The following is a 26,207-nucleotide window of genomic DNA, read 5'->3' on the forward strand; positions in this document are numbered from 1 at the left end:
CGGGATCGTTAGCGGCTCTGCTTTCTCAGCAAATAGATAAAGTACGGCGCGCCGATAAACGTCGATAACAGCCCCGCCGGGATTTGGTAGGGGAACATGAGCATTCGCCCGCACCAGTCGGCGAACACCAGCAGCATCCCGCCAATTAGTCCGGAAATGACCATATGCGGCATCGTCCGGCGAAAGCCCATCATCCTCGCAATATGCGGCGCCATTAAACCAACGAAACTTAACGGCCCAATGGTTAGCGTCGCCGTTGCCGTCAGGCTCGCCGCCAGCAGCAGCAACCCAATACGCGATGGCGTTAATGCCATTCCCACCGCCCGCGCCGCCTCGCCGCCGAGCGGCAGGATGGTCAGCCAGCGGCGACAGAGCGGCGCCAGCGCCAATAGCGCCAACATTACCACCCCGCTACGCAGCACCATCTCCGGCGTCGCGCTATAGGTCGAACCGGACATCCACGTCAGGATTTGCGCCATTCGCGGATCGCCGCTGGCCTGTAGCATCATCAATAGCATGGTGAAAGCGGTGCTCAGCGCCATCCCCGCCAGCAGCATCCGGTGCGGCGAGAACCCCCCGCGCCCGGCGGCGACCAGGATGACCAGCAGCGTCGCCGCCGCGCCAAGACTGCCGGCTGGCAGCAGCCAGACAAAAGCGTTGCCTGGTACGAAGAATAGCATCAACACCACGCCGAACGCCGCGCCAGAGCTGATACCCAGCACTTCCGGGCTGGCCATCGGATTACCGGTCAGGCGTTGAATAATGCAACCCGCGACGGCCAGCATCACCCCGGCGAACAGCGCCGAGAGCACCCGCGGCCAGCGCCATGGCATTAATTGCTCCAGCAGATCGCCGCTGGCCCATTGCCACCCCTGCGCATCACGGCCAAAGGTCAGCGCGGCGGTTACCGCCAACAACATCAGCGCCAGTCCGCCCAGCGCGAACCACTGCACGTTGCGGCGCTCAATCAGCGCTTTATCGCCGCCGTTCATCACCGGCGCGCTGATACTACGCAGCCGCGGCAGTAGCCACAGTAATAAAGGCGCGCCAATCAGCGCGGTGACTGACCCGGTCGACACTTCCCGCCATACCCGGCTGAGCCAGAGAATAATTTGGTCGGAAAGCCACAGGATCAGCGCGCCAAGTAGCGCCGCCAGTACCAGTCGCGATAACAGGCGGCGGGCGCCGAGCATTTTCGCCAGCAGCGGCGCGAACAGACCGATAAAACCAATAATGCCGACCGCGTTGACCAGCAGCGCGCTTATTACTATCGCCAGAGTCAAGACGCCAAGGCGCGCCAGAGAAAGCGCCAGCCCGAGATTTCGCGCCACGCCATCATCCAGCCCCATCAACGTTAACGGGCGTAGCAACAACAGCGTCAATATTACGCCGCCAAGCAGCTGCGGCCACAGGCGCTGCGCCACGCTCCAGTCGGTCTGCGTCAACGTCCCGGTACTCCACAGGAACATGCTTTGCAGCTGGTCGTGATGGAAAATCACCATCAGCTGATTGACCGCGCCGCAATAGAGACTCACCACCAGACCGGCCAGAATCAGCGTCACCGGCGACAGACGTTTGCCCCACGAAACGCCGAACACCAGCGCGCCGACCAGACAAGCGCCTGCCAGCGCGGCAAACTGCGACGCCAGCACGCCGGGGATCGCCCATAACGCCGTCACCGTCATTCCAAGCTGCGCGCCGGTGGCGACGCCGAGCGTGGTCGGCTCCGCCAGCGGGTTACGCAGCACCTGCTGGAACAGTACGCCAACGAGCCCCAGCCCGGCGCCGACCAGCAGCGATACAGCCAGCCTCGGCAGCAGGCTGTAATGGAACAACATCTGGGCGATATTATCGCTATCCGGCTGCCACAGCGCCTGACGCCACTGCGCGTAAGGTAAAGCAACCTGAAGGTTGATGATGCTCAGCGCGAAAGCGGCAACCAGCAGTACGACCAACAGGATAATGGCTAACGGCGAGAAACGCGCGTTCATACCGCCCTCCCCTGCGCATCGGCCAGTACGCGGGCGAAATGCATCGCCGACAGCGTCGCGCCATAGAACCACACCGCCGGAAGACGCTGGAAACGCCCCGCGCGCACGAAAGGCATCGCCTGCCACAGCGGGGTCGCCATCATCTGGGCCATCTCCCGATCGTTGCCGTGATCGAAACAGATAACATCGGCCTCTTTAAATTCCGCCAGCCGATCGATGCCTACGGTGATACTGCCCCAGAATGCCGCTTCACCGCGCCAGGCGTTTTTGATGCCAAAACGATCGAGCACTTCCTGGAACAGGCAGTTCTCGCCGAATACCAGCACATGTCGGGCATCAAGTAACGAAATCATCAGCAGCGGGCGATCGCCACGCTCGGCAAATCGCGGACGCAGGCTTTCCATCAACGCGTCGAACTCCGCCAGATGGCGCTTCGCCTGCTGTTGCTTACCCAGCAGGTCGGCCATTTCCAGCAGCGAACGCTGGGCTATCGCCAGCGGTCGTTTGCCGTCGCTGAAGGTGAAACCGCGGCCGGGCGCAATGCGCGCCAGCTTTTCCGGCGACGGGCCATAGCCCGCCGACCAGACGATAAACGACGGTTTCATCTGCGTCAGTAATTCAAGATTGGGTTCAGTGCGCAGGCCGACATCAATCACCGAAGCGGGTAACGCCGGCTCATTGACCCACAGGTTGTAGTTGGGAATATCGGCCACGCCGTAGGGCGTAACGCCGAGCGCCAGCAGCAGCTCGGCCGGTAGCCACTCCAGCGCGACGACGCGCTGCGGGTCAACGTTCGCCGCCTGCGCGCCGCGCATCTGCCACAGCAGCGGCGACAGCGCCATTGCCGTCAACAGGCGTCGGCGTGAGAAGAAGTTCGAATTTTCCATCAATAGACAAAACTTACCGGCGCTGCGCCCGCCGGGTGCGGCAGGATCCCCATCGGGATGCCGTAGATTTGTTCCAGCGTTTCGCTGCGCATCAGTTCCGCCGGCGTCCCCTGGGCGATCATTTCGCCGCCGCGCAGCGCCACCAGATAATCGCAATAGCGGGCGGCCATATTAATATCGTGCAGGACCGCGATCACCGTCAGGCCACGCTGCTGGCTGAGACGATGCACCAGCGCCAGCACATCGACCTGATGGGCGATATCCAGCGCCGACGTCGGTTCATCGAGCAGCAGACAGCGGCTATCCTGCGCCACCAGCATGGCGATCCACGCGCGCTGGCGTTCGCCGCCGGAAAGGCTGTCCACCAGCCGATGCGCCAGCGGTTTCAGCCCCACCAGCGCAATGGCCTCTTCTACTTTTTCGCGATCCGCCACGCCGAAGCGCCCCAGCGCGCCGTGCCACGGATAGCGGCCAATCGCCACCAGTTCGCGCACCGTCATCCCTTCCGCCGCCGGCAGTTGTTGCGGCAGATAGGCCACTTTGCGGGCAAACGCCTTGCTGCTCCAGCTGTCCAGCGGCTGGCCGTCAAGCAGCACATCGCCCTCGGAAGGCGGCTGATGGCGGCCAAGCATTTTGAGTAACGTGGATTTGCCGGAACCGTTATGGCCAATCAGGCCAGTGACTTTTCCTGCCGGGAAGGTCAACGAGAGGGGATGAAGCAGCGTGCGGCCAGGCACGCGAAAGGTCACGCGATTTAACGCAAACGTCGTCTCAGAGTGCGGAGTCTGTTCCTGCATAGCAACAACCTGATATTGGGCGCGGCGAACCGCGCCCGTGAGTAGTTAGAAGCGGAAGGTTGCGGTAGCAACAACCTGACGTTCCGCCCCCCAGTAGCATGCGTACTCGCTATAGCAGCTGGAGACATATTCGCGGTCAAACAGGTTGTTGACGTTGACGCCGACCGAGGACCCCGGCAGGCCAAAGCGCGCCAGATCGTATTTCACCGTCGCATCCATCAGCGCATAACCGGCCACATTGAAGGAGTCATTTTTCTTACCGGTGCTGGTGTCATTTTTGTAGTAGCTGACCGTCGAACCGATATAACGCGCGCCCGCGCCAATCGTCAGCCCGCTAAGCGCGGTTTCGTGGAAGGTGTAATCCGCCCACAGCGAGGCCATATTACGCGGCACTTCCGCCGGACGCTTGCCTTCGAAGACGGTGTCGTGAGTGTATTCGGCATCGGTATAGCTGTATGCCGCGGTCAGGTTGATATTGGCATTGACCGCCGCCTTCGCCTCCAGCTCAAAGCCGCGGGAGCGGATTTCGCCGGTTTGTACGCTGAACAGTCCAGTCGGATCGTTCGGGTCTGCCGTCAGGTTCTTATCTTTAGTCAGCTGATAGACCGCCGCGGTCACCACCACCGGCATATCTTTCGGCACGTATTTCACGCCGGCTTCATACTGTTTACCGCGCGACGGATCGAACGGCTTGCCGGTGCTATTGGAACCCGATACCGGTTCGAACGATTCGCTGTAGCTGAAGTACGGGGAGATACCGTTATCGAACAGATAGTTGATCCCGCCGCGCCAGCTGAACTGCTGGTCGTGATTTTCCGCCATGCTGCTGGTGGAACGGGTGAAGGTAGACGTGGTGGCGTAATCGTAGCGACCGCCTAAGGTCATCACCCATTTGTCCCACTCCATCTGATCCTGCGCGTACAGGCCCGTCTGCTCCATACGGTTAAGGACCGCGTACGGGAAGTTGACGTTCACGTTCGGATTACCATACTGCGGATTGGTCATGCTAATGGCATCGGCCGTACCGTAGTCCGCATCAACGTCGTTACGCATCCGCGAGTAGTCCACGCCGGTCAGCAGCGTGTGGTTCACCGCGCCGGTAGCAAAATCAGACTGCAGTTGCGTATCAACGGTAAAGGTATTCAGGTGCTCATCGGAACGCACGTAGGCACGATTGATTTTCCCCGGCTCCTGGTAACCATTGCCGTAGACCGAACGATACAGCGTGTGCACATCGGCATAGCGCAGGTTCTGACGCACGGTAAAGGTGTCATCGAACTGATGGGAGAAGCTATAGCCAACCATCTGCTGGCGACGCGACATCTTGTTATCGGACTCGCCTTCGTTGAAGTCAGTTGGCAGCTTGTGGGCCTTACCGTTGGCATCGTAATACGGCACCACGGTGCCTTCGCGCGGCAGCCAGCCGTAGTAACCCGCATCCGGGTCATTCTGGAAGTTGCTCAGGAAGGTGAAATCGGTTTTATCATCCGGACGCCAACTGAAGGACGGAGCGACGGCGTAACGGGTCGATTTCGCCATCTGCTGCTGCGCATCCTGGCTGCGGCCTAAACCGGTCAGACGGTATGACCACACGCCGTCATCATCAATGGCGTCGCTGAAGTCAAAACCGGTTTGCCACAGGTTATCGGTGCCCATTTTAAACTGTACTTCTTTCAGCGGCTCGGTGGTCGGACGCTTGCTGACCATGCTGACGATACCGCCCGGGTTGCTGTTGCCGTACAGCACCGAGGTTGGCCCGCGCATCACTTCCACGCGTTCCAGGAAATACGGGTCCATCGAGACTTCAGAGTAGTTGTTACCCTGCAGCTTCATGCCATCCAGATACTGGTTGGTGTTCACCGTGCTGGAGGTGGTGAATCCACGAATGGTGACCACATCATAGGTGGTCGAGCTACCGCGAGTGGAGAAAACGCTCGGCGTGTAAGAGAGCGCTTCTTTGACCGTTGTCGGCTGCTTCATGTCCATCTCTTCGCGGGTCACCACGGAGATAGACTGCGGCGTTTTTTCAATGGGAGTATCGGTTTTGGTGGCCGTGGCGGAACGCTTCGCGGCGATAGTCGGTGCCGGTCCCCAGGCGCTCTCCTGGCTGGCTGGCGCCGCGGTAACGACGAGGGTTTCTTCTTTCGGTTGTTCCGCAGCCTGTGCATAAACAGACATGCCGCTAACCGCCGTGGCTACTACGACTGCGATTTTACGCAGCGAGTGATTTGGCTGAGCAGTTTTAAGACGCGCCATTGGTATATCTCTGATGAAAGTGAATGATAACGTAAACGAGAATTATTATTATGACGGGTGACATAATAGGCGAAACGCGGAATCCAAGGCAAGCGCTATGCCGAACAGGAAGCGCCAAGGGATTAATAAATAACCAGACGGTTATTAAGGAGTTATCACCGTGTTACGCAGATCCCCTAAATAAAAAAGCCCCCTAATACCTTCGTATTAAGGGGCTGTTCAGACGTTCAGCTTAAACGGTTTTAGTTGCCGCCAAACATATCTTTAATCCAGCCGGCTACGCCATCGCTCTTTTCCTGCTTCGCAGGCTGCTGCTGTTGCTGCTGCGGTTGGTTAGCAGGCTGCTGCTGCCCGGACTGATTGAACGGGTTATTGGCTTCCTGCTGCTGTTGCTGCTGTTGCTGCAGGGCTTCGCCCTGGCGGCACAGCGCATCCGGCGAGGTAGTCCACACCGGCAGCGTACGCATACCGCCGCTGCACTGGAAGTAACCGTTGCTGTCCACGCCCATGTCCACGACATCTTCCGGCGGCGTCAGCGCCAGCGGCGTCGGGGTCTGGTTAGCCAGGTAGCGCTGATAAATTGACATCGCGCCGCTGGCCCCGTACAGCTTGGTCGGCTGGTTGTTATCACGGCCAACCCAGGTAATCGTCACCTGGCTGCCATCGATACCGGCAAACCAGGTATCCACATTGTTGTTGGTGGTCCCGGTTTTACCCGCCAGATGCAGGCCAGGATATTTGGCGCCAAGCTGACGGCCGGTACCGCGCTGCACCACCTGCTGCATGGTCCACAGGGTCATATAGGCCGCCTGCGCCGGAACGGCGCGTTCCGCCTGCGGGTAGCTCTGGTACAGCACCGTACCATCTTCAGCAATAACGGAACGCAGCGCCGACAGCGTTGCGCGGTTACCGCCGCTGGCGATGGTCTGGAATGCCTGCGCGACTTCAATTGGCGTCAGGTTAAGGGCGCCAAGGATCATCGCAGGAACCGCATTCAACTGGTCTTTCGGCACGCCCAGCTTCTGCCAGGTATCGGTGATCGCCGGCAGACCCAGCGACATCCCGAGGTTAACCGTCGGCACGTTCATCGAACGGGTCAGGGCATCCACCAGCATCACCTGACCGCTAAAGCGACGATCGTCGTTCTGCGGCGACCAGGTCTGGCCGTTCGACAAGCGAATCGTCACCGGCGCATCGGCAATCCACGTATTCAACCGATACTGATTCGGCTGGCTCAGCGCGGTCAGATAAGTGGCCGGTTTTGCCAACGAACCAATCGAACGACGCGCCTGCATCGCGCGGTTGTAGCCGGCAAACTGCGGCTCCGCGCCGCCGACCATCGCCCGGACTTCGCCGGTGAAGCGATCGACCACCACCATGGCGGTTTCCAGATCCGGCAGCTTACGCTGTTTCTTCAGTGCCGGGATACCTTCGATGGCCGCTTTTTCCGCCGCATCCTGAGCCACCGGGTCAAAGGTGGTGAAGATCTTCACGCCAGAGAGATCTTTTACTTTATCGCCCAGTTTCGCCTGCAGCTCCTGGCGCACCATCTGCATGAACGCCGGCTGCGGAGAAATCACCCCGCCGCGCGGCTGCACGCCCAGCGGACGGGCGCTCAGCATATCGTACAGCTCCTGGTCGATAATGTTCTGCTGCTGCAGCAGACGCAGCACCAGGTTACGCCGCTCCAGCGCCAGTTTCGGGTTACGCCACGGGTTATAGATTGACGCCCCTTTGACCATCCCGACCAGCAGCGCCTGCTGATCGAGGCTCAGCTCTTCTACCGGGCGGCCAAAGTAGTACAGGCTCGCCAGCGGGAAGCCGCGGATTTCGTTGTCGCCGCTCTGGCCGAGATACACTTCGTTCATGTACAGCTCAAGGATACGATCCTTGCTGTAACGGGCGTCAACGATCAGCGCCATATAGGCTTCGTTGGCCTTACGCCAGTAGGAACGCTCGCTGGACAGGAACAGGTTCTTCACCAGCTGCTGGGTCAGGGTACTTGCCCCCTGCACCGTACGCCCCGCCGTCAGGTTCGCCAGCACCGCACGGCCCATTGAGTACAGGCTGATACCGTCATGCTCATAGAAGTGGCGGTCTTCGGTCGCCAGCAGCGTATCCACCAGCAGATCCGGGAAACCGCTACGCTTAACGAACAGGCGCTGCTCGCCGTTCGCCGACTGCAGCATGGTGATCAGGCGCGGATCGAGACGGAAGAAACCGAACTGACGGTTGTTATCCATATTCTCGATGGTATCCAGATGATCGCCATCGAAGGTCAGACGCGCGCGCACCTGCCCCTCTTTACTATCCGGGAAATCGAACGGACGACGGATCATCTCGATGCTATTAGCCTGTACGGTGTATTCGCCAGGACGCGTCATTGCGCTGACCTGACGGTACTGGGTCGCATTAAGCAGGCGCACCATCTCGTTTTTGCTGATCTGCATATCCGGCTCAAGGTTGACCATCCGGCCATACACTGCCGCCGGCAGTTCCCAGACTTTACCGTCAATGCGGCTGCGAATTTTCTGGTCGAGGTAGACGCCATAGGCGGCGATAATTACCGCAAAGACAATCCCCAGCTTAACCAGCAGCCACAGCCAGCTGCGCTTACGACGAGGCTTATTGCCTTTGCCCTTTCCTTTCTTCGGCATCGGTCGTTCATCCTCATAATCGTCATCGTAATCATCGTCGTAGTCCTCTTCCCGGACCCGGCGACGGGTGACTTTTTGTTTTGCCGGGCGTGAAGGTCTCCCTTTACGTCCGATAGGCTCGCGGTCATCTCCCGCCATGCTTTTTCTCCGCAACTTTCAGGCGTAAAGGCCTGATTCTCAATACTTCCTCTTGAAGGAGGAAGAAGATATCTCTCAATTTAACACCCGCCGCGCTGCCGCGGCCGACGTCTTTCATATCATCTTCGAAGAATAATTCATTAAACAAATCATATAATTATCTGTTTAAGCTGAAGAATATCTCCGGACATAGCACGAATTGTCCAGGCCACAGAGAATAGCACTAATCCGCGACATTCTTAACCAGCATTTTACAACCGCAAAACGCGATAAACGGTAAAATATGATGTTTTTTAATAACATAAATATTGCGCCGTGTGACTCAGGCCGCCGATTTTCAGAACTGCCTCGGCCGGCGCTGCATCTCAGGAATATTTTTTCGTCCGCCGGGTCGGCGCGGTATTCGCCGGGTCATCCGGCCAGACATGTTTCGGGTAGCGCCCCTTCATCTCTTTTTGCACCTCGCGGTACGCCCCTTGCCAGAAGGCGCTCAAATCGCGGGTAATTTGTAACGGCCGCTGCGCCGGCGAAAGTAATTCCAGCACCAGGGGAACCCGCCCTTCGGCAATGCGCGGCGTCGTCGCCTCGCCAAACATCTCCTGCATCCGTACCGCCAGCGCCGGCGGGTTATCTTCATGATAGCGAATAGCGATACGGCTGCCGGTCGGCACCGTGTAATGGGTCGGCAGCTCGCTATCCAGCTTCTGGCGTAACGTCCACGGCAGCCAGTTTTGCAACGCCTGTCGCAGGTCTACCGCCTTGAGCGCCCGAAGCGAATGCACCCCGGTCATCTGCGGCAACAGCCACGCCTCCAGCGAAGCTAACAGCGATGCGTCATCAACGGCGGGCCAGTCCGCTTCCGGCAGCCACTGCGCGGCGCAGTGCAGCCGCAGGCGCAGTTGTTCAGCCTCCGGCGTCCAGTTCAATACCCCGAGCCCCTTATCGCGGATACCGTTGAGCATCGCCTGGTGCAGCTCCGCCTCCGACGGTTTCGCCAACGGCTGAGTTTTTATCACCAGCTGGCCAATGCAGCTACGCCGCCAGGCTTTTAGCGTCCCCTGCGCTTCATCCCACTCCACGGTATCGGAGCGTTGTATCAGCTCAGGACGCTGCGCCACCAGTTGGTCAATATCCAGCGGCAGCGCCAGCAAAATTCGCGCATCGGGCGCCGAACTGCCCTGCAGCAGCAGCGGCGCAATTAGCCATTCGTGACGGCCGAGCGCGTCTTCGGCATCCAGCATCGCCCCCATGCCGTTAGCCAACTGATAGCGCCCTTCCTGGCCGCGTCGACGGGCGATCCGGTCGGCAAACGCTGGGGCCAGCAACGCCGCCATCCGCTCAGCATCAGGCTGACCGCCGCGGCTGGCCAGCCGCTTCAATAACTGCTGCGCCCGCTGCTGCCAGTTGCCCTGCTGGCGCGCAAACGCGGCGCCTAAGTCACTATTGCCGCCGCGCGGCGGCTCCTCAAGAATAGCCGCCAGTTTCGCCGCCGTCGCCGCGTCATCCGCGGAATCGGCCGCCGTCAGCATGGCCGCCAGACGCGGGTCGTTACCCAGCGCCGCCATTTGGCGCCCGTGAGCCGAAAGGCGTTCACCCTCCAGCGCCGATAGCGCCGTCAACAGACGCCGCGCCGCCGCCAGATTGATCGCCGGCGGTAGGTCCAGCCAGCGAAGCTCGGCCGGATCGCGGCAGCCCCACTGCAGCAACTCCAGCAGCAGAGCCGATAGATCGCTTTGCAGAATTTCCGGATCGCTCTGCGCCGCCGCGCGCTCCGCCTGCTCTTTCGCCAGCAGATGCAGGCAGATCCCCGGCTCCAGACGCCCGGCACGACCGGCGCGCTGGGTCATTGACGCCTGGCTTATCCGCTGGGTGATTAGCCGGGTCAGGCCGGTGCGCGGATCGAAGCGCGCGACCCGCTCCTGAGCGCTGTCGACCACCAGGCGAATGCCTTCGATCGTCAAACTGGCTTCAGCGATATTGGTCGCCAGCACCACTTTGCGCATCCCGGCGGGCGCCGGGAGAATCGCTTTGCGCTGTTCGCTCAGCGGCAGCGCGCCGTACAGCGGGCATAACAGCACATCGCTGGCTACGCGCTCGCTCAATTGTTCCTGTACGCGCTGAATTTCGCCAACGCCCGGCAGGAATAACAGCATCGATCCCTGCTCCTCACGCAGCAGATCCGCGGCGGCGATCGCTACCGCTTCGGCAAAACGCTGATGGGTCGCCAGCGGCGTAAAGCGACGTTCAACCGGGAATGCACGCCCTTCGGAAACTACCACCGGCGCTTCCGGCAACAGGCGCTGCAGACGCTCGTTATCCAACGTCGCCGACATGATCAATAACTTGAGATCGTCACGCAGCCCCTGCTGAACGTCCAGCAACAACGCCAGCGCCAGGTCGGCCTGCAGGCTACGTTCATGAAATTCATCGAGGATCACCAGTCCCACGTCGGAAAGTTCCGGATCGTGCTGCAAAGTACGGGTTAAGATCCCTTCGGTGACCACTTCCAGACGGGTATTTGGCCCAACGCAGCTTTCGGCGCGCATCCGGTAGCCTACCGTTTCTCCCGGTTTTTCTCCCAGCAGCTCCGCCAGACGCTGAGCGACGTTACGCGCCGCCAGCCGCCGCGGCTCCAGCAGAATAATCCGGCCATCAATGTTGCCATCGGCGAGGATCTGTAGCGGCAGCCAGGTTGATTTACCCGCGCCGGTAGGCGCGTTAAGCAGCACCTGCGGCGCCTGCTGCAGGGCGGAAAGAAGTTCGGGAAGAATTGCGGCAACCGGCAATGAGGACACGAAAGGCTCCGGAGGTTAACATTCGAGGGCAAGCATTGTAGCATCCCCGTAATTCATTACCGAGTCTCTATCATGTCCGAGCCGAAACGGCTGTTTTTCGCTCTTGAACTGCCGAAAGCGATACAGAAACAGATTATTCACTGGCGCACCGCCCATTTTGCCGACGATGCCGGAAGGCCGGTCGCCGCCGATAACCTACATCTGACGCTGGCGTTTCTCGGCGACGTCAGCGCTGAAAAACAGCGCGCGCTGTCGGCAATGGCCGGACGCATTCAACAACCGCCATTTACCCTGACGCTCGACGACGCCGGCCAGTGGCTGCGTTCGCGCGTAGTGTGGCTCGGTACCCGCCAGCCGCCGCGCGGCATGCTGCAGCTGGCAAATATGCTGCGCGCTCAGGCAGCGCGCAGCGGCTGCTATCAAAGCCCGCAGCCGTTTCATCCGCATATCACCCTCCTGCGCGACGCCCGCCACGCGGTGCCAATCCCGCCGCCGGGTTTTTGCTGGCAGGTGCCGATCAACGAATTTGTGCTTTATGAGTCCAGCTTTCTCCGCGGACGCACCCGCTACAACGTGCTGGAACGTTATCCATTTACCAGGGAACTCTGATGCTGTTCACTCCGCCTTTGCAGTCCGCCACTTTAATTAAACGTTACAAACGGTTTCTGGCCGATGTGGTCACGCCGGAGGGCCAGGAGCTGACGCTGCACTGCCCGAATACTGGCGCCATGACCGGCTGCGCCGCGCCGGGCGATACCGTCTGGTATTCCACTTCCGATAATCCTAAACGTAAATATGCGCATACCTGGGAATTAACTGAAACCCAACAGGGCGCGGTCATCTGCGTCAACACGCTGCGGGCCAATACCCTCGCGAAAGAGGCGGTACTCGCCGGAAATATCCCTGAGCTTGCCGGGTATAACATTCTGAAAAGCGAAGTAAAATATGGCGAAGAAAATAGCCGAATCGACCTTATGTTACAGGCAGAAGGCCGCCGTAACTGCTATATTGAAGTGAAATCGGTTACGTTGGCGGAAAAAGAGTACGGTTATTTTCCCGATGCCGTTACCGCACGCGGTCAGAAGCACCTGCGGGAACTCATGAGCGTCGCGGCCGCGGGCCATCGGGCCGTGATTTTATTCGCCGTGCTGCATTCGGCGATAGACCGTTTCTCACCCGCGCATCATATTGATGCCAAATACGCACAGCTGTTGATAGAGGCGCAGGAAAAGGGGGTAGAAATTCTCGCCTGGAAAGCGGAACTTTCTACCAAAATGATGACTCTGAATAAGCCGATTGCCGTGGCGTTAACCCCCGGTAATTAAAAGGCTAAATTGTGTCCGGTTCGCGAGCGCAAATACGCTTTTCTTCACAGCGTTGTCAAGTGTAACGTTTAGATAATTGCTATCCGGAAAAGCATCTGCTATTTATAGCGGCCTGATTTTTCCCCCACATGGGGATCGATAGTGCGTGTTAAGGAGAAGCAACATGCAAGAAGGGCAAAACCGTAAAACATCGTCCCTGAGTATTCTCGCCATCGCTGGGGTGGAGCCGTACCAAGAGAAGCCGGGCGAAGAGTATATGAACGAAGCCCAGCTGGCGCACTTCAAGCGCATTCTTGAAGCATGGCGTAATCAACTCAGGGATGAAGTGGATCGCACCGTAACGCATATGCAGGATGAAGCAGCTAACTTCCCGGACCCGGTCGACCGTGCCGCGCAGGAAGAAGAGTTCAGCCTGGAGCTGCGTAACCGCGACCGCGAACGTAAACTCATCAAGAAGATTGAGAAAACACTGAAAAAAGTCGAAGACGAAGACTTCGGCTTCTGCGAATCCTGTGGCGTGGAGATTGGCATTCGCCGTCTGGAAGCGCGTCCAACAGCTGACCTGTGCATCGACTGCAAGACGCTGGCGGAAATTCGCGAAAAACAGATGGCGGGTTAATTCCCTGCTACCTCACTCTCTGGCGGGAGTTTCTCCCGCCTGATTCCCCTTGTGTTTAACATGACCGACTCAGACTATATCGGGCGCTTTGCTCCCTCACCTTCCGGCGAACTCCACTTCGGCTCATTAATCGCCGCCCTCGGCAGCTATCTACAGGCGCGGGCGAAAGGCGGTATCTGGCGCGTACGCATTGAAGATATCGACCCGCCGCGGGAAGTTCCCGGCGCCGCCGACACTATTTTGCGACAGCTCGATCGCTACGGTCTGCACTGGGACGGCGAGGTACTGTGGCAATCCCAGCGGCACGAAGCCTATCGCGAGCGCCTCGCCTGGCTGCGCGATCGGGATCTCTGCTACTACTGCACCTGCACCCGCGCGCGAATTCATAGCGTCGGCGGGATCTACGACGGCCACTGTCGCGATTTGCGCCTTGGCGGCGAAAACGCCGCGCTGCGCCTGCGTCAGACCCGTCCGGTACTGGAATTTTATGACCAGTTGCGCGGAACCATCGTCGCCGACGAACCGCTGGCGCGGGAAGATTTCATCATCCATCGTCGCGACGGGCTGTTCGCCTATAACCTGGCGGTAGTGGTTGACGACCATTTTCAGGGGGTCAGCGAAATCGTCCGCGGCGCCGATCTCATCGAGCCAACGGTACGACAAATTTCATTGTATCAGCACTTTGGCTGGCCTGTGCCAGACTACGTGCACCTGCCGCTGGCGCTGAACGCCGAAGGTAATAAGCTCTCAAAACAAAACCACGCCCCGTCCCTGCCGGAGGGCGATCCGCGCCCGGAAATTGTGCGGGCATTAACATTTTTGAATCAGGATGTCATCGAGGATTGGCAAGCGCTGAGTATTGAAGATTTACTCAAACAAGCGGTAGCCAACTGGCAACCTGCAAAAATCCAGCATTCTCAAATGGCTCCCGCTGAGCTATGATTAGCCGCTATTTTTGCTCGTCGCCCTTCAGGTTGCCCCTGAATTTGCCGTTTAAATGCAACCTGAAGCCCATAGAGTAATGTTTTATCCGAAGTTCGTCTGACACTACGAGGTGCACCATTTTTACCCGAGTCGCTAATTTTTGCCGCAAGGTGCTAAGCCGTGAAGAGCGCGAGGCAGAGGCTGCCGCCGTCGAACAAACGCATATGACGGTGATCCCGCGTGAACAGCATGCAATTTCCCGCAAAGATATCAGTGAAAACGCGCTCAAGGTGCTCTATCGACTGAACAAGGCGGGCTACGAAGCTTACCTGGTCGGCGGCGGCGTTCGCGACCTGCTGCTGGGCAAGAAACCAAAAGATTTTGACGTCACCACCAGCGCGACCCCGGACCAGGTACGTAAACTGTTCCGCAACTGCCGCCTGGTTGGCCGTCGTTTCCGCCTGGCGCACGTGATGTTCGGGCCGGAAATCATTGAGGTCGCCACCTTCCGCGGCCATCACGAAGGCCACACTAACGACCGTGTCACCTCCCAGCGCGGCCAGAACGGCATGCTGCTGCGCGATAACATCTTCGGTTCTATCGAAGAGGATGCCCAGCGCCGCGACTTCACCATCAACAGCCTTTATTACAGCGTGGCGGACTTCACCGTACGCGACTACGTTGGTGGAATGCGCGATCTGCAGGAAGGGGTGATTCGCCTGATTGGCGACCCGGAAACCCGTTACCGTGAAGATCCGGTGCGCATGCTGCGCGCGGTACGTTTCGCCGCCAAACTCCATATGCGCATCAGCGCCGAAAGCGCCGAGCCAATTCCGCGTCTGGCCACCCTTCTTCACGACGTCCCCCCGGCGCGTCTGTTTGAAGAAGTGCTGAAACTACTGCAGGCGGGTTATGGTTATGAAACCTACCAGCTGCTGCGCGAATACAGCCTGTTCCAGCCGCTGTTCCCGACGATCACCCGCTACTTTACCGAGCGCGGCGATAGCCCGATGGAACGCATCATCATTCAGGTGCTGAAGAATACCGATAACCGCCTGCATAACGACATGCGCGTTAACCCGGCATTCCTGTTCGCGGTCATGTTCTGGTATCCGCTGCTGGAAATGGCGCAGAAAATCGCGCAGGAGAGCGGGCTGGCCTATTACGACGCCTTCGCGCTGGCAATGAATGACGTGCTGGATGAAGCCTGCCGAACGCTGGCGATTCCTAAACGCATCACCACCCTGGTGCGCGATATCTGGCAGCTGCAGCTTCGTATGTCCCGCCGTCAGGGCAAACGCGCGTGGAAACTCATGGAGCATCCGAAGTTCCGCGCCGCCTATGATCTGCTTGAACTGCGCGCAGGCGCCGAGAACAACCACGAACTGCAGCGCCTGACCAAATGGTGGGGCGAGTTCCAGGTAGCCGCGCCGCCGGAACAGAAAGATATGCTCAACGACCTCGGCGACGATCCGGCTCCGCGCCGCCGCCATCGCCGCCCGCGGAAACGCGCGCCGCGTCAGGGTAACGCATGACCTTGGTCTATATCGCCATTGGCAGTAATCTCGCCTCGCCGCTCGAGCAGGTGAATGCCGCTATCCGCGCGCTGGCCGACATTCCGGACAGCCGCGTGGCGAGCGTGTCTTCGCTGTACCGTACGCCGCCGCTGGGGCCGCAGGATCAGCCCGACTATCTCAATGCCGCCGTCGCGCTTGAAACCGCGCTCGCGCCGGAAGCGCTGCTCGATCACACTCAGCGCATCGAACTGCAGCAGGGACGGGAGCGGAAAGCCGAACGCTGGGGACCGCGAACGCTGGACCTCGACATTATGCTATTCGGCGATGCGGTCATTAACAGCGAGCGTCTGACGGTGCCGCACTACGATATGAAAAATCGCGGTTTTATGCTCTGGCCGCTGTTTGAAATCGCCCCACAGCTCCACTTCCCCGATGGCCTCGCCCTTCGCGCCGCGCTGGAAAATCTGGGCGCCGAAAAACCCGCTCTCTGGTAACCCCTACTCCCTTTTTTAGCATTTCCGGCGATAGTGGTAATCGGTTGCCCAAAATCATTGCCCCCCTGAATGCTGCTGTTAGAATGCCGGTTAATATGACTTTCATCATCAGGAAACGTTATGAAACCGACCACCATTGCCCTGCTGCAGAAATGCAAACAGGAGAAAAAGCGCTTCGCCACTATCACCGCCTACGACTACAGCTTCGCTAAGCTTTTTGCCGATGAAGGCATTAACGTCCTGCTGGTGGGCGATTCGCTAGGGATGACGGTACAGGGCCACGACTCCACGCTGCCGGTGACCGTTGACGATATCGCTTACCACACCCGCGCGGTGCGCCGCGGCGCGCCGAACAGCCTGCTGCTCGCCGACCTGCCGTTCATGGCCTACGCCACGCCGGAACAAACCTTTGAAAATGCCGCCGTCGTGATGCGCGCCGGCGCCAATATGGTCAAGCTCGAAGGCGGCGCCTGGCTGGCTGATACCGTCAGGATGCTGGCGGAGCGCGCGGTACCGGTTTGCGGTCACCTCGGTCTGACGCCGCAATCGGTGAACGTGTTCGGCGGCTATAAAGTACAAGGTCGCGGCGATGCAGCGCAGGCGCTGTTTGATGACGCATTAGCCCTGGAAGCCGCCGGCGCCCAGCTGCTGGTGCTGGAGTGCGTGCCGGTAGAGCTGGCAAAACGCATTACCGAAGCGCTGACGATCCCGGTTATCGGCATCGGCGCAGGCAACGTAACCGACGGGCAAATCCTGGTGATGCATGACGCTTTCGGGATCACCGGCGGCCACATTCCTAAATTCGCGAAAAATTTCCTCGCAGAAGCGGGCGACATCCGCGCCGCGGTACGGCAGTATATTGCCGAAGTCGAATCCGGGACCTATCCGGGCGAAGAACATAGTTTCCATTAAGGAGTCTTGTTGTGCTGATAATTGAAACCCTGCCGCTGCTGCGCCAGCATATCCGTCGTTTACGCCAGGAAGGCAAGCGCATTGCGCTGGTTCCCACCATGGGCAACCTGCACGATGGTCATATGAAGCTGGTTGATGAAGCCAAAGCCTGCGCGGATGTCGTGGTGGTCAGTATCTTCGTGAATCCCATGCAATTTGACCGCCCGGACGATCTGGCGCGCTATCCGCGTACCCTGCAGGAAGATTGCGAAAAGCTGAACAAGCGCAAGGTCGATTTTGTCTTTGCTCCGGCGCCGGCGGAAATTTATCCGCAGGGTACCGAAGGGCAAACCTTCGTTGATGTCCCGGGCCTGTCGACCATGCTGGAAGGCGCCAGCCGCCCTGGCCACTTCCGCGGCGTCTCGACCATTGTCAGCAAGCTGTTCAACCTGGTGCAGCCGGATGTCGCCTGCTTCGGCGAGAAAGATTTCCAGCAGTTGGCGCTGATCCGCAAAATGGTCGCCGATATGGGTTATGACATCGAGATCGTCGGCGTGCCGATTATCCGCGCGAAAGACGGCCTGGCGCTGAGCTCGCGTAATGGTTATCTGACCGCCGAGCAGCGTAAAATCGCCCCAGGTCTGTATAAAGTGCTGAGCTCGGTGGCGGAAAAACTTGCCGCGGGCGAACGTCATCTTGAGGAAATCATCGCCATCGCCGAGCAGGAGCTCAACGAATCAGGTTTTCGCGCCGACGATATCCAGATCCGCGATGCCGACACCCTGCTGGAGCTCACGGATGCCAGCAAACGCGCGGTGATCCTGATGGCGGCATGGCTGGGCCAGGCGCGTCTGATTGATAACAAAATCGTCGAGCTGGGCCAGTAGTCCGGAACGAAAAATCGGGTTATTTTCTCAAAGCGGATGCCGTGTCCGCTTTGCTACTTAAAGGTTGGAAGGTAGAAGTTATGATGCGTAATATGCTGCAGGGCAAGCTCCACCGCGTTAAAGTCACGCAGGCTGACCTGCATTACGAAGGTTCCTGCGCCATTGACCAGGATTTCCTCGAAGCGGCCGGTATTCTGGAAAATGAAGCCATTCATCTGTGGAACGTGACCAACGGAAACCGTTTCTCGACTTATGCGATCGCCGCCGAGCGCGGTTCGAAGATTATCTCCGTCAACGGCGCTGCGGCACACTGCGCAAGCGTCGGCGATATCCTCATTATCGCCAGCTTCGTGACCATGTCTGACGAAGAAGCCCGCACCTGGCAGCCGAAAGTGGCCTATTTCGAAGGCGATAACGAAATGAAGCGCCAGGCGAAAGCCATCCCGGTGCAGGTCGCCTGATTCTTACGGCGCTGCGCTCAGCCGCAGCGCCGGTTTATCCCTGCGGCTGGTTGCTGATAAGCCGCGACATCGTCTCCAGCGAATCGGTGCGTAAGATATACAACCGCTTCAGCAAGAACGGATTATCCCCCGGTTTCACCTTCCCTCTCACCGTCGTTACCGCCAGATGAAAACCGGCATCGTTCGCCGCTTTGACCGCCGTGGCGTTATAGCCGCCGAATGGATACGAAAGATACAGCACATGTGGATTAAACTGGCTCAGCGCCCGCCGTGAACGCTCGAAATCAAAGAGAATATTGTGGTAATTACGGCTAAGTAATATCGGGTGACGGGCGGCATCGACCCGGTGCAGAAAATGGGTATGCGACTGCACATCAAACACGTCCTGAATCTGTCTGAGCTCAGAGATACTCATAAACTGCAGCGATTTCGGATCCCACTTTTGCGGATGACGTTTGATCCGCGATGAGATAATAAATGCCGTAGCGTGGAATCCGTACTGCTTGAGGATCGGATAAGCGTAGCGATTCACCGACTTGAGGCCGTCATCAAAGGTAATCACCACCGAGCGCGCAGGCAGATTAACCTTGTTACGTAAATACCCTTCCAGTTGATACATCGTCAGCGTGGTATAGCCCTGGTCACGCAGCCAGGTCATCTGGTTACTGAAAGCGCGCACCGAGGTGGTGGTCGAGGTATGGCGGAAACGGCTATTTTCTTCATCACGCAGAATATGGTGATAAGTCAGTACCGGAATGCCGTTATCTTCCTGCGCGTCCAGGCTGCTTACCCACGCCAGCCGGTTGCCGATACGAATTTGATACCAGGTCTGATTAAGGCGGTCTTTCAGCTTGCTGATAATGGGATAGCGCAGGTTATTGGCTAATGTGCCAAACGGCGGGCTGCCCGCTGACGGCGCATCGTAAACCGGCGTATCTTTCCAGGTCAGCAGGTTCTGGTTGCTCAATGGCTGGTGTAAATCGCCCAGGTTATCCTCAACCCGCTTTGCGCCCTGCACCGGCCCCAGGTGCCCTTTATCAATAAAGCCGGTACCGAAACCAAAATTGAATTCGTAATAGTCTGCGGTAGTCGGTACCACGGCAAGGATTTGCCCGGCGCGAACGTTGCCGACGCTCACTACATGGTTGCCGACCTGCGCCCAGATATCGGCATCTTCCGTGATTTGCATATAGCGTGCGGGGACGCCCTGTTGGCTGAGCAGGCTGGCGGAAACGCTGACTGACGTCAGCAAAAGGAATAGTGTTATGACTCGGGCAAACATGCGCATCGAACCGGTAAACCTGAATGCCGCCATTGTAACAAAAGCGGCATCAATGCTAATGCCTAATTTCCGAACGTGTCATGCAGGAGACGAAAAGGCGGATTTTTTTGCTGCTGATGCCACAGGCTGCTCACCGTGGGGCCTCCAGCGCTAACAATAGCATTACGGAAGGCGTCGCTGCTGAGGGTATAGCGCTGTAAATACATTTCTTCCAGCAATGGATAGCGAATGCCGGAAATGACTTCACAGTGAGTATGCTTGTGGCTCATCAGCGCGGCGGCGCGATACGGCGCGGCACCGGTTTTATCGGTGAGAAAAATCACCCCATCGCCGCAGTCTGTGGCATGCAGCGCGTCGCACATCATGCGGCTCAGCATATTGACGCTCAGATTACGCCAGTAATTCACCGCCCGGCATTGCGCCAGCGGGCCAAACTTTTTCTCCAGACGATCCAGCATCTCCTGCGCCAGCTCATCATGGCAGGTAATTACCCAACCTAACATCGCCTACCTCCTTAGCAGGCAAACAATTTAGCAGGGCAAGCGTTGAGGTAGGGTGATGGGTATCAAAAATTACCGCATAGCGCCCCGGCAAAGTGAAATTAGCGGGGGCGCTTGTAGAGAGGTTAGCTACGCAGGCCGCGCCCGCGCTGGATCAGGTACCAGCACAGAATATAGAAGACCACGATGAACACCACCAGTACGCCAAAGGTGGTCGCCAGCGGGACGTCATGAATGCCGAGAAAACCAAAACGGAAGCCGCTAATCATGTAGACGATGGGGTTGAGATGCGACAGCGCTTGCCAGAACGGCGGCAGCAGCGTCAACGAATAGAACACCCCGCCAAGGTAAGTCAACGGCGTCAGCACGAAAGTCGGGATCAGGCTGATATCGTCGAAGGTTTTCGCAAACACCGCATTGAGCAGGCCCGCCAGCGAGAACAGAATTGCCGTCAAAATCAGCGTCAGGGCGACAAACAGCCAGGAATGAACCTGGAACGGGACGAAGAACAGCGAGATAGCCGTCACCAGAATGCCGACACACAGCCCGCGCGCCACCCCGCCGCCGACGTAACCGGCGATCACCACGTGGGTTGGCACCGGCGCCACCAGCAGTTCCTCAATATTGCGCTGGAACTTGGCGCTAAAGAACGACGAGGCGACGTTGGCGTAGGCGTTGGTGATCACCGCCATCATAATCAGCCCCGGCACGATAAACTGCATATAGGTAAAACCGTGCATCTCGCCGATCCGCGAGCCGATCAGGTTGCCAAAGATGACGAAATAGAGGGTCATGGTGATCACCGGCGGCACCAGCGTCTGAACCCAGATACGCATAAACCGGTGGATCTCTTTGGTCCAGATGCTTTTCAGCGCGACCCAGTAAAGCTGCATCATGCTGATTCTCCTTTTTTGTCGTGCACCAGCGTGACAAACAACTCTTCCAGACGGTTGGCCTTGTTACGCATACTTAATACCTGCACGCCCTGGGCGCTTAGCTGGGCGAAAACGCTGTTAATCCCCTGCTCGCGCAACACTTCAACTTCCAGCGTCGAGGTATCAACCAGCCGGTACTGATACCCGTCGAGGGTTGGCAGCGGGCTTTTCGGCGCCAGATCGAGGATAAAGGTTTCCGATTTCAGCTTAGCCAGCAGCGCCTTCATTGAGGTGTTTTCCACCAGCTCGCCGCTCTGGATAATGCCGATATTACGACACAGCATTTCCGCCTCTTCCAGATAGTGGGTCGTGAGGATAATGGTGGTGCCTTTATCGTTAAGATCTTTGAGGAAACCCCACATCGAGCGACGTAGTTCGATATCAACGCCAGCGGTGGGCTCATCAAGAATGAGCAGCTTCGGCTCATGCATCAGCGCGCGGGCAATCATCAGGCGGCGCTTCATCCCGCCGGAGAGCATACGCGCGCGTTCATTGCGCTTTTCCCACAGATCGAGCTGTTTCAGATACTTTTCGCTACGCAAAATTGCTTCTTTACGCTCAACGCCATAGTAACCCGCCTGGTTAACCACGATCTGCTGTACGGTTTCGAATGGGTTGAAGTTGAACTCCTGCGGCACCAGCCCTAACTGGCGCTTGGCGTTCACCACATCTTTTTCCAGGTCGTAGCCAAATACGTTAACCTGGCCGGAGGTTTTATTAACCAGCGAACTAATGATGCCGATAGTCGTGGATTTCCCCGCGCCGTTAGGGCCCAGCAGCGCATAAAAGTCGCCGGCTTCAACCTGCAGGTCGATGCCTTTCAGCGCCTGAACCCCGCCGGGATAGGTTTTCTTGAGCTGTTTTAATTCCAGAGCAATGGTCATTAAATATCTCTTCTCGTGTTATCACACGTGATGTAATGTTTTCAAAAAGGTGAGCTTACCCTATATTAGCGCAACGCACTTACTTGGTTACAGGCCGTAAACGTCCATGAATGATATAGATACACTCATCAGCAATAATGCACTATGGTCAAAAATGCTGGTGGAAGAGGACCCCGGCTTCTTTGCGAAATTGTCGCAGGCGCAGAAACCGCGCTTTCTGTGGATTGGCTGCTCCGATAGCCGCGTCCCCGCGGAGCGCTTAACCGGCCTGGAACCCGGTGAGTTATTCGTACACCGTAACGTCGCCAATCTGGTGATCCATACCGACCTGAACTGCCTGTCGGTGGTGCAATACGCCGTTGACGTGCTGGAAGTCGAACACATTATTATCTGCGGCCACTACGGCTGTGGCGGCGTACAGGCGGCGGTCGAGAACCCGGAGCTGGGGCTCATTGATAACTGGCTGCTGCACATTCGCGATATCTGGTTTAAACACAGCTCGCTGCTCGGTGAGATGCCGGAAGATCGGCGTCTGGATACGCTTTGCGAACTGAACGTGATGGAGCAGGTATACAACCTGGGACACTCGACGATCATGCAGTCGGCGTGGAAACGTGGCCAAAAGGTGACGATCCACGGCTGGGCTTATGGTATTCACGACGGACTGCTGCGCGATCTTGATGTCACCGCCGTCAGCCGGGAAACCCTCGAGCAGCGCTATCGCCACGGGATTTCCAATCTCAAGAGCAAGCACGCCAACCATAAATAGCCGCCGCGCTCACCGCCCCGGATAAGGCGTTCACCCTATCCGGGACCGCAACAATAATTACTCGTCCAGCAGGATCACTTTACCGACGTACGGCAGGTGGCGATAGCGCTGAGCATAGTCGATGCCGTAGCCCACCACGAACTCATCCGGAATGGCAAAACCGACAAACTCAACCGGGACGTTCACTTCACGACGGCTTGGTTTATCCAGCAGCGTACAGATAGCCAGCGATTTCGGCTCGCGCAGGCTGAGGATTTCGCGCACTTTAGACAGGGTGTTGCCGGAATCGATGATGTCTTCGACGATCAGTACGTCCTTACCGCGAATGTCTTCATCCAGGTCTTTAAGGATTTTGACATCACGGGTGGTGGACATGCCGCTGCCATAGCTGGAGGCGGTCATAAAGTCGACTTCATGCGGCACCTGAACCTCACGGCACAGGTCAGCCATAAACATAAATGAACCGCGCAACAGACCCACCAGCACCATTTCGCTGCCGCTGTCTTTGTAGCGTTCATTAATTTGACGACCCAGTTCGGCGATACGCGCTTTGATCTCGGCTTCCGGGATCATCACTTCTACAGTATGTTTCATTAAACTAACCATTTGATTCTTAGGATAAATCTTCAAAGCCGCTGCTTTCACACCGACGTTGACCGGCAAGCGATACAGTATACCAGCAAAACGAAATCTTCGGTGCAGTGAATAATAAAGCCATATTTGTGATTCCGATCACAGTTGTTAAATCCTATAATTAATTGCAGTTAAAAAATTAACAACTGAAGAGTGTCTTTCTATGGCAGAAACAAAATCTCAACAATCACGGTTACTTGTCACGCTGACGGCGCTGTTTGCCGCCTTCTGTGGCCTGTATCTGTTAATCGGTGGGGTATGGCTGGCCGCTATCGGCGGTTCCTGGTACTACCCTATCGCAGGCCTGGTGATGCTGGCCGTCACCGTCATGCTGTTCCGCGGCAAGCGCGCAGCGCTGTGGCTGTATGCCGCCCTGTTGCTGGCAACCATGATTTGGGGGGTATGGGAAGTCGGCTTCGACTTCTGGGCGCTGACGCCGCGCAGCGACATCCTGGTCTTCTTCGGCATTTGGCTGATTCTGCCATTTGTCTGGCGTCGCCTGCCGGTACCCTCCGCTGGCGCCGTGGGCGGTCTGGTTATCGCCCTGTTGATTAGCGGCGGGATCCTGACCTGGGCCGGTTTCAACGATCCGCAGGAAGTGAACGGTACGTTGAGCGCTGACGCGACGCCGGCCGCGCCGATTTCTACCGTCGCCGATAGCGACTGGCCGGCCTATGGCCGTAACCAGGAAGGCCAGCGTTATTCGCCGCTGAAACAGATTAACGCCGACAACGTGAAGAACCTGAAGGAAGCCTGGGTATTCCGCACCGGCGACCTGAAGCAGCCGAACGATCCGGGTGAAATCACTAATGAAGTGACGCCGATTAAAGTTGGCGACACGCTGTATCTGTGTACCGCGCACCAGCGTCTGTTCGCGCTCGACGCGGCCACCGGTAAAGAGAAGTGGCATTTTGACCCGCAGCTGAACGCCGATCCGTCGTTCCAGCACGTGACCTGCCGTGGCGTCTCCTATCATGAAGCAAAAGCGGATAACGCCCCTGCCGACGTCGTCGCCGACTGCCCGCGCCGTATTATTCTGCCGGTCAACGATGGCCGTCTGTTCGCGGTGAACGCCGACAACGGTAAGCTGTGCGAAACCTTTGCTAATAAAGGCATTCTCAACCTGCAGACCAACATGCCGGTGACCACGCCGGGCATGTATGAACCGACGTCGCCGCCGATTATCACCGACAAGACTATCGTCATTGCCGGCGCGGTAACCGATAACTTCTCAACCCGCGAGCCATCAGGCGTGATCCGCGGCTTTGATGTGAATACCGGTAAACTGCTGTGGGCCTTCGACCCGGGCGCGAAAGACCCTAATGCGATCCCGAGCGATGAGCATCACTTCACACTCAATTCACCTAACTCCTGGGCGCCTGCCGCCTATGACGCGAAGCTAGATTTAGTCTATCTGCCGATGGGCGTTACCACGCCGGATATCTGGGGCGGCAACCGCACGCCGGAACAGGAACGTTACGCCAGCTCTATCGTGGCGCTAAACGCAACCACCGGTAAACTGGCGTGGAGCTACCAAACCGTACACCACGATCTGTGGGATATGGATATGCCGTCGCAGCCGACATTGGCCGACATTGATGTGAACGGTAAAACCGTACCGGTGATTTACGCTCCGGCCAAAACCGGCAACATCTTCGTGCTGGATCGTCGTAATGGCGAACTGGTGGTCCCGGCGCCGGAAAAACCGGTTCCGCAGGGTGCGGCGAAGGGCGACTATGTTGCCAAAACCCAGCCGTTCTCCGAGCTGAGCTTCCGTCCGAAGAAAGACCTGACCGGCGCGGATATGTGGGGCGCCACCATGTTTGACCAGCTGGTGTGCCGCGTTATCTTCCATCAGATGCGCTATGAAGGTATCTTCACGCCGCCGTCCGAACAGGGCACGCTGGTATTCCCGGGTAACCTGGGGATGTTTGAGTGGGGCGGCATCTCCGTCGATCCTAACCGTCAGGTGGCTATCGCCAACCCGATGGCGCTACCGTTCGTCTCTAAACTGATCCCACGCGGCCCGGGCAACCCGATGGAACCGCCAAAAGACGCGAAAGGCTCCGGTACCGAGTCTGGCGTTCAGCCGCAGTATGGCGTGCCGTTCGGCGTTACGCTGAACCCGTTCCTGTCGCCGTTTGGCCTGCCGTGTAAACAACCGGCATGGGGTTATATCTCGGCGCTGGATCTGAAGACCAACGAAGTGGTGTGGAAAAAACGCATCGGTACGCCGCAGGATAGTCTGCCGTTCCCGCTGCCTGTCCCGCTGCCGTTCAATATGGGTATGCCGATGCTGGGCGGTCCGATCTCAACCGCCGGTAACGTGCTGTTTATCGCCGCCACCGCCGATAACTATCTGCGCGCTTACAACATGAGCAATGGCGAAAAACTGTGGCAGGCGCGTCTGCCGGCAGGTGGCCAGGCGACGCCGATGACCTATGAAGTGAATGGCAAGCAGTACGTTGTCATCTCTGCCGGCGGTCATGGCTCGTTCGGTACGAAAATGGGCGACTACATCGTTGCCTACGCGTTACCGGATGACGCGAAGTAAAACGCAAAACG

At 58.0% G+C, this 26,207-nt stretch carries 23 protein-coding genes; 11 read left to right on the top strand and 12 right to left on the bottom strand.

All coding sequences use genetic code 11. The annotated features are described in order from the left end of the window. Positions 1 to 8: 8 nt before the first annotated feature. From fhuB to hrpB, 6 genes are all read right to left on the bottom strand, one after another. Positions 9 to 1,991 (bottom strand): Fe(3+)-hydroxamate ABC transporter permease FhuB, encoded by a 1,983-nt coding sequence (gene fhuB, locus PGR09_RS20420; RefSeq protein ID WP_430916467.1) that lies wholly within the window; start codon positions 1,989 to 1,991, stop codon positions 9 to 11. After that, positions 1,988 to 2,878 (bottom strand): Fe(3+)-hydroxamate ABC transporter substrate-binding protein FhuD, encoded by an 891-nt coding sequence (gene fhuD / locus PGR09_RS20425; protein WP_430916468.1) that lies wholly within the window; start codon positions 2,876 to 2,878, stop codon positions 1,988 to 1,990. Before fhuD ends, fhuB begins: the two co-directional genes overlap by 4 nt. After that, positions 2,878 to 3,675: a Fe3+-hydroxamate ABC transporter ATP-binding protein FhuC gene (gene fhuC, locus PGR09_RS20430; RefSeq protein ID WP_045390112.1), complete on the bottom strand. Its 798-nt coding sequence runs from the start codon at positions 3,673 to 3,675 to the stop codon at positions 2,878 to 2,880. Before fhuC ends, fhuD begins: the two co-directional genes overlap by 1 nt. A 45-nt stretch (positions 3,676 to 3,720) precedes the next feature. Further along, the gene (fhuA, locus tag PGR09_RS20435) at positions 3,721 to 5,931 is read right to left on the bottom strand and encodes a ferrichrome porin FhuA (RefSeq protein WP_045390109.1); all 2,211 of its coding nucleotides are present in this window, start codon (positions 5,929 to 5,931) and stop codon (positions 3,721 to 3,723) included. A 242-nt stretch (positions 5,932 to 6,173) separates the two neighbouring features. Next, positions 6,174 to 8,726, bottom strand: coding sequence for a bifunctional glycosyl transferase/transpeptidase (gene mrcB, locus PGR09_RS20440; protein WP_045390106.1), 2,553 nt, complete (start codon positions 8,724 to 8,726; stop codon positions 6,174 to 6,176). Positions 8,727 to 9,091: 365 nt separating this feature from the next. Beyond that, positions 9,092 to 11,521 (bottom strand): ATP-dependent helicase HrpB, encoded by a 2,430-nt coding sequence (gene hrpB / locus PGR09_RS20445; protein ID WP_430916469.1) that lies wholly within the window; start codon positions 11,519 to 11,521, stop codon positions 9,092 to 9,094. A gap of 72 nt (positions 11,522 to 11,593) precedes the next feature. Here hrpB and thpR point away from each other — a divergent pair, with 72 nt between their 5' ends. The 9 genes from thpR to panD all read left to right on the top strand — a co-directional run bounded on the left by thpR (position 11,594) and on the right by panD (position 18,639). Next, positions 11,594 to 12,130: an RNA 2',3'-cyclic phosphodiesterase gene (thpR, locus tag PGR09_RS20450; RefSeq protein ID WP_320482650.1), complete on the top strand. Its 537-nt coding sequence runs from the start codon at positions 11,594 to 11,596 to the stop codon at positions 12,128 to 12,130. After that, a complete protein-coding gene (sfsA, locus tag PGR09_RS20455) occupies positions 12,130 to 12,846 on the top strand; it encodes a DNA/RNA nuclease SfsA (RefSeq protein WP_045390098.1) in 717 nt (238 codons plus the stop codon). Before thpR ends, sfsA begins: the two co-directional genes overlap by 1 nt. 163 nt (positions 12,847 to 13,009) lie before the next feature. Next, entirely contained in the window at positions 13,010 to 13,465 is a 456-nt protein-coding gene (gene dksA, locus PGR09_RS20460; RefSeq protein WP_007373199.1) for an RNA polymerase-binding protein DksA, read from the top strand. Positions 13,466 to 13,525: 60 nt separating this feature from the next. Further along, the gene (gene gluQRS, locus PGR09_RS20465) at positions 13,526 to 14,407 is read left to right on the top strand and encodes a tRNA glutamyl-Q(34) synthetase GluQRS (protein ID WP_320482651.1); all 882 of its coding nucleotides are present in this window, start codon (positions 13,526 to 13,528) and stop codon (positions 14,405 to 14,407) included. Positions 14,408 to 14,526: 119 nt separating this feature from the next. Beyond that, positions 14,527 to 15,924, top strand: coding sequence for a polynucleotide adenylyltransferase PcnB (gene pcnB / locus PGR09_RS20470; RefSeq protein ID WP_072056452.1), 1,398 nt, complete (start codon positions 14,527 to 14,529; stop codon positions 15,922 to 15,924). Further along, positions 15,921 to 16,400 carry a 2-amino-4-hydroxy-6-hydroxymethyldihydropteridine diphosphokinase gene (gene folK / locus PGR09_RS20475; protein ID WP_045390092.1) on the top strand — a complete coding sequence of 160 codons (480 nt, stop codon included), beginning with the start codon at positions 15,921 to 15,923 and terminating at the stop codon, positions 16,398 to 16,400. The genes pcnB and folK overlap by 4 nt, the downstream gene beginning before the upstream one ends. Before the next feature lie 120 nt (positions 16,401 to 16,520). Then, positions 16,521 to 17,312 (top strand): 3-methyl-2-oxobutanoate hydroxymethyltransferase, encoded by a 792-nt coding sequence (gene panB, locus PGR09_RS20480; protein WP_047042642.1) that lies wholly within the window; start codon positions 16,521 to 16,523, stop codon positions 17,310 to 17,312. A gap of 11 nt (positions 17,313 to 17,323) precedes the next feature. Further along, complete coding sequence (gene panC, locus PGR09_RS20485; RefSeq protein ID WP_045390090.1) at positions 17,324 to 18,178, top strand: pantoate--beta-alanine ligase; 855 nt, start codon at positions 17,324 to 17,326, stop codon at positions 18,176 to 18,178. 80 nt (positions 18,179 to 18,258) lie between these two features. Further along, positions 18,259 to 18,639, top strand: coding sequence for an aspartate 1-decarboxylase (gene panD / locus PGR09_RS20490; protein ID WP_015368200.1), 381 nt, complete (start codon positions 18,259 to 18,261; stop codon positions 18,637 to 18,639). Between the two features lie 34 nt (positions 18,640 to 18,673). Here panD and PGR09_RS20495 read toward each other — a convergent pair whose 3' ends face one another. From PGR09_RS20495 to PGR09_RS20510, 4 genes are all read right to left on the bottom strand, one after another. Then, complete coding sequence (locus tag PGR09_RS20495; protein ID WP_045390088.1) at positions 18,674 to 19,927, bottom strand: polysaccharide deacetylase family protein; 1,254 nt, start codon at positions 19,925 to 19,927, stop codon at positions 18,674 to 18,676. Positions 19,928 to 19,983: 56 nt separating this feature from the next. Continuing rightward, on the bottom strand, positions 19,984 to 20,424 hold the full coding sequence (locus tag PGR09_RS20500; RefSeq protein WP_015368202.1) for a PTS sugar transporter subunit IIA: 441 nt from the start codon (positions 20,422 to 20,424) through the stop codon (positions 19,984 to 19,986). A 122-nt stretch (positions 20,425 to 20,546) separates the two neighbouring features. Continuing rightward, the gene (locus tag PGR09_RS20505) at positions 20,547 to 21,317 is read right to left on the bottom strand and encodes an ABC transporter permease (RefSeq protein ID WP_045390083.1); all 771 of its coding nucleotides are present in this window, start codon (positions 21,315 to 21,317) and stop codon (positions 20,547 to 20,549) included. Then, entirely contained in the window at positions 21,314 to 22,240 is a 927-nt protein-coding gene (locus PGR09_RS20510) for an ABC transporter ATP-binding protein (RefSeq protein WP_015368204.1), read from the bottom strand. The genes PGR09_RS20505 and PGR09_RS20510 overlap by 4 nt, the downstream gene beginning before the upstream one ends. 106 nt (positions 22,241 to 22,346) lie before the next feature. Here PGR09_RS20510 and can point away from each other — a divergent pair, with 106 nt between their 5' ends. Then, positions 22,347 to 23,009 carry a carbonate dehydratase gene (gene can / locus PGR09_RS20515; RefSeq protein ID WP_045390077.1) on the top strand — a complete coding sequence of 221 codons (663 nt, stop codon included), beginning with the start codon at positions 22,347 to 22,349 and terminating at the stop codon, positions 23,007 to 23,009. Positions 23,010 to 23,066: 57 nt separating this feature from the next. Here the strand turns inward: can and hpt are convergent, their stop codons facing one another. Both hpt and PGR09_RS20525 read right to left on the bottom strand, forming a co-directional pair. After that, positions 23,067 to 23,603, bottom strand: coding sequence for a hypoxanthine phosphoribosyltransferase (gene hpt, locus PGR09_RS20520; protein WP_015368206.1), 537 nt, complete (start codon positions 23,601 to 23,603; stop codon positions 23,067 to 23,069). Positions 23,604 to 23,622: 19 nt separating this feature from the next. Then, the gene (locus PGR09_RS20525; protein ID WP_161801955.1) at positions 23,623 to 23,727 is read right to left on the bottom strand and encodes a hypothetical protein; all 105 of its coding nucleotides are present in this window, start codon (positions 23,725 to 23,727) and stop codon (positions 23,623 to 23,625) included. 78 nt (positions 23,728 to 23,805) lie between these two features. Here PGR09_RS20525 and PGR09_RS20530 point away from each other — a divergent pair, with 78 nt between their 5' ends. Further along, a complete protein-coding gene (locus PGR09_RS20530) occupies positions 23,806 to 26,196 on the top strand; it encodes a glucose/quinate/shikimate family membrane-bound PQQ-dependent dehydrogenase (RefSeq protein WP_045390074.1) in 2,391 nt (796 codons plus the stop codon). The last annotated feature ends 11 nt before the right edge of the window (positions 26,197 to 26,207 follow it).

The organism is Klebsiella sp. 141251 (assembly GCF_050600725.1).
In the GTDB taxonomy this organism is placed as follows: Bacteria; Pseudomonadota; Gammaproteobacteria; order Enterobacterales; family Enterobacteriaceae; genus Klebsiella; species Klebsiella aerogenes.

Excerpts from the sequence above, each read along its gene's own strand:
- fhuA (WP_045390109.1), bottom strand. The coding sequence starts at position 5,931 with ATGGCGCGTCTTAAAACTGCTCAGCCAAATCACTCGCTGCGTAAAATC.
- can (WP_045390077.1), top strand. The coding sequence starts at position 22,347 with ATGAATGATATAGATACACTCATCAGCAATAATGCACTATGGTCAAAA.
- gluQRS (WP_320482651.1), top strand. The coding sequence starts at position 13,526 with ATGACCGACTCAGACTATATCGGGCGCTTTGCTCCCTCACCTTCCGGC.
- PGR09_RS20505 (WP_045390083.1), bottom strand. The coding sequence starts at position 21,317 with ATGATGCAGCTTTACTGGGTCGCGCTGAAAAGCATCTGGACCAAAGAG.
- thpR (WP_320482650.1), top strand. The coding sequence starts at position 11,594 with ATGTCCGAGCCGAAACGGCTGTTTTTCGCTCTTGAACTGCCGAAAGCG.
- PGR09_RS20530 (WP_045390074.1), top strand. The coding sequence starts at position 23,806 with ATGGCAGAAACAAAATCTCAACAATCACGGTTACTTGTCACGCTGACG.
- sfsA (WP_045390098.1), top strand. The coding sequence starts at position 12,130 with ATGCTGTTCACTCCGCCTTTGCAGTCCGCCACTTTAATTAAACGTTAC.
- panD (WP_015368200.1), top strand. The coding sequence starts at position 18,259 with ATGATGCGTAATATGCTGCAGGGCAAGCTCCACCGCGTTAAAGTCACG.
- hpt (WP_015368206.1), bottom strand. The coding sequence starts at position 23,603 with ATGAAACATACTGTAGAAGTGATGATCCCGGAAGCCGAGATCAAAGCG.
- PGR09_RS20495 (WP_045390088.1), bottom strand. The coding sequence starts at position 19,927 with ATGCGCATGTTTGCCCGAGTCATAACACTATTCCTTTTGCTGACGTCA.
- dksA (WP_007373199.1), top strand. The coding sequence starts at position 13,010 with ATGCAAGAAGGGCAAAACCGTAAAACATCGTCCCTGAGTATTCTCGCC.
- fhuB (WP_430916467.1), bottom strand. The coding sequence starts at position 1,991 with ATGAACGCGCGTTTCTCGCCGTTAGCCATTATCCTGTTGGTCGTACTG.
- PGR09_RS20510 (WP_015368204.1), bottom strand. The coding sequence starts at position 22,240 with ATGACCATTGCTCTGGAATTAAAACAGCTCAAGAAAACCTATCCCGGC.
- panB (WP_047042642.1), top strand. The coding sequence starts at position 16,521 with ATGAAACCGACCACCATTGCCCTGCTGCAGAAATGCAAACAGGAGAAA.
- folK (WP_045390092.1), top strand. The coding sequence starts at position 15,921 with ATGACCTTGGTCTATATCGCCATTGGCAGTAATCTCGCCTCGCCGCTC.
- PGR09_RS20500 (WP_015368202.1), bottom strand. The coding sequence starts at position 20,424 with ATGTTAGGTTGGGTAATTACCTGCCATGATGAGCTGGCGCAGGAGATG.
- mrcB (WP_045390106.1), bottom strand. The coding sequence starts at position 8,726 with ATGGCGGGAGATGACCGCGAGCCTATCGGACGTAAAGGGAGACCTTCA.
- PGR09_RS20525 (WP_161801955.1), bottom strand. The coding sequence starts at position 23,727 with ATGGCTTTATTATTCACTGCACCGAAGATTTCGTTTTGCTGGTATACT.
- fhuC (WP_045390112.1), bottom strand. The coding sequence starts at position 3,675 with ATGCAGGAACAGACTCCGCACTCTGAGACGACGTTTGCGTTAAATCGC.
- fhuD (WP_430916468.1), bottom strand. The coding sequence starts at position 2,878 with ATGGAAAATTCGAACTTCTTCTCACGCCGACGCCTGTTGACGGCAATG.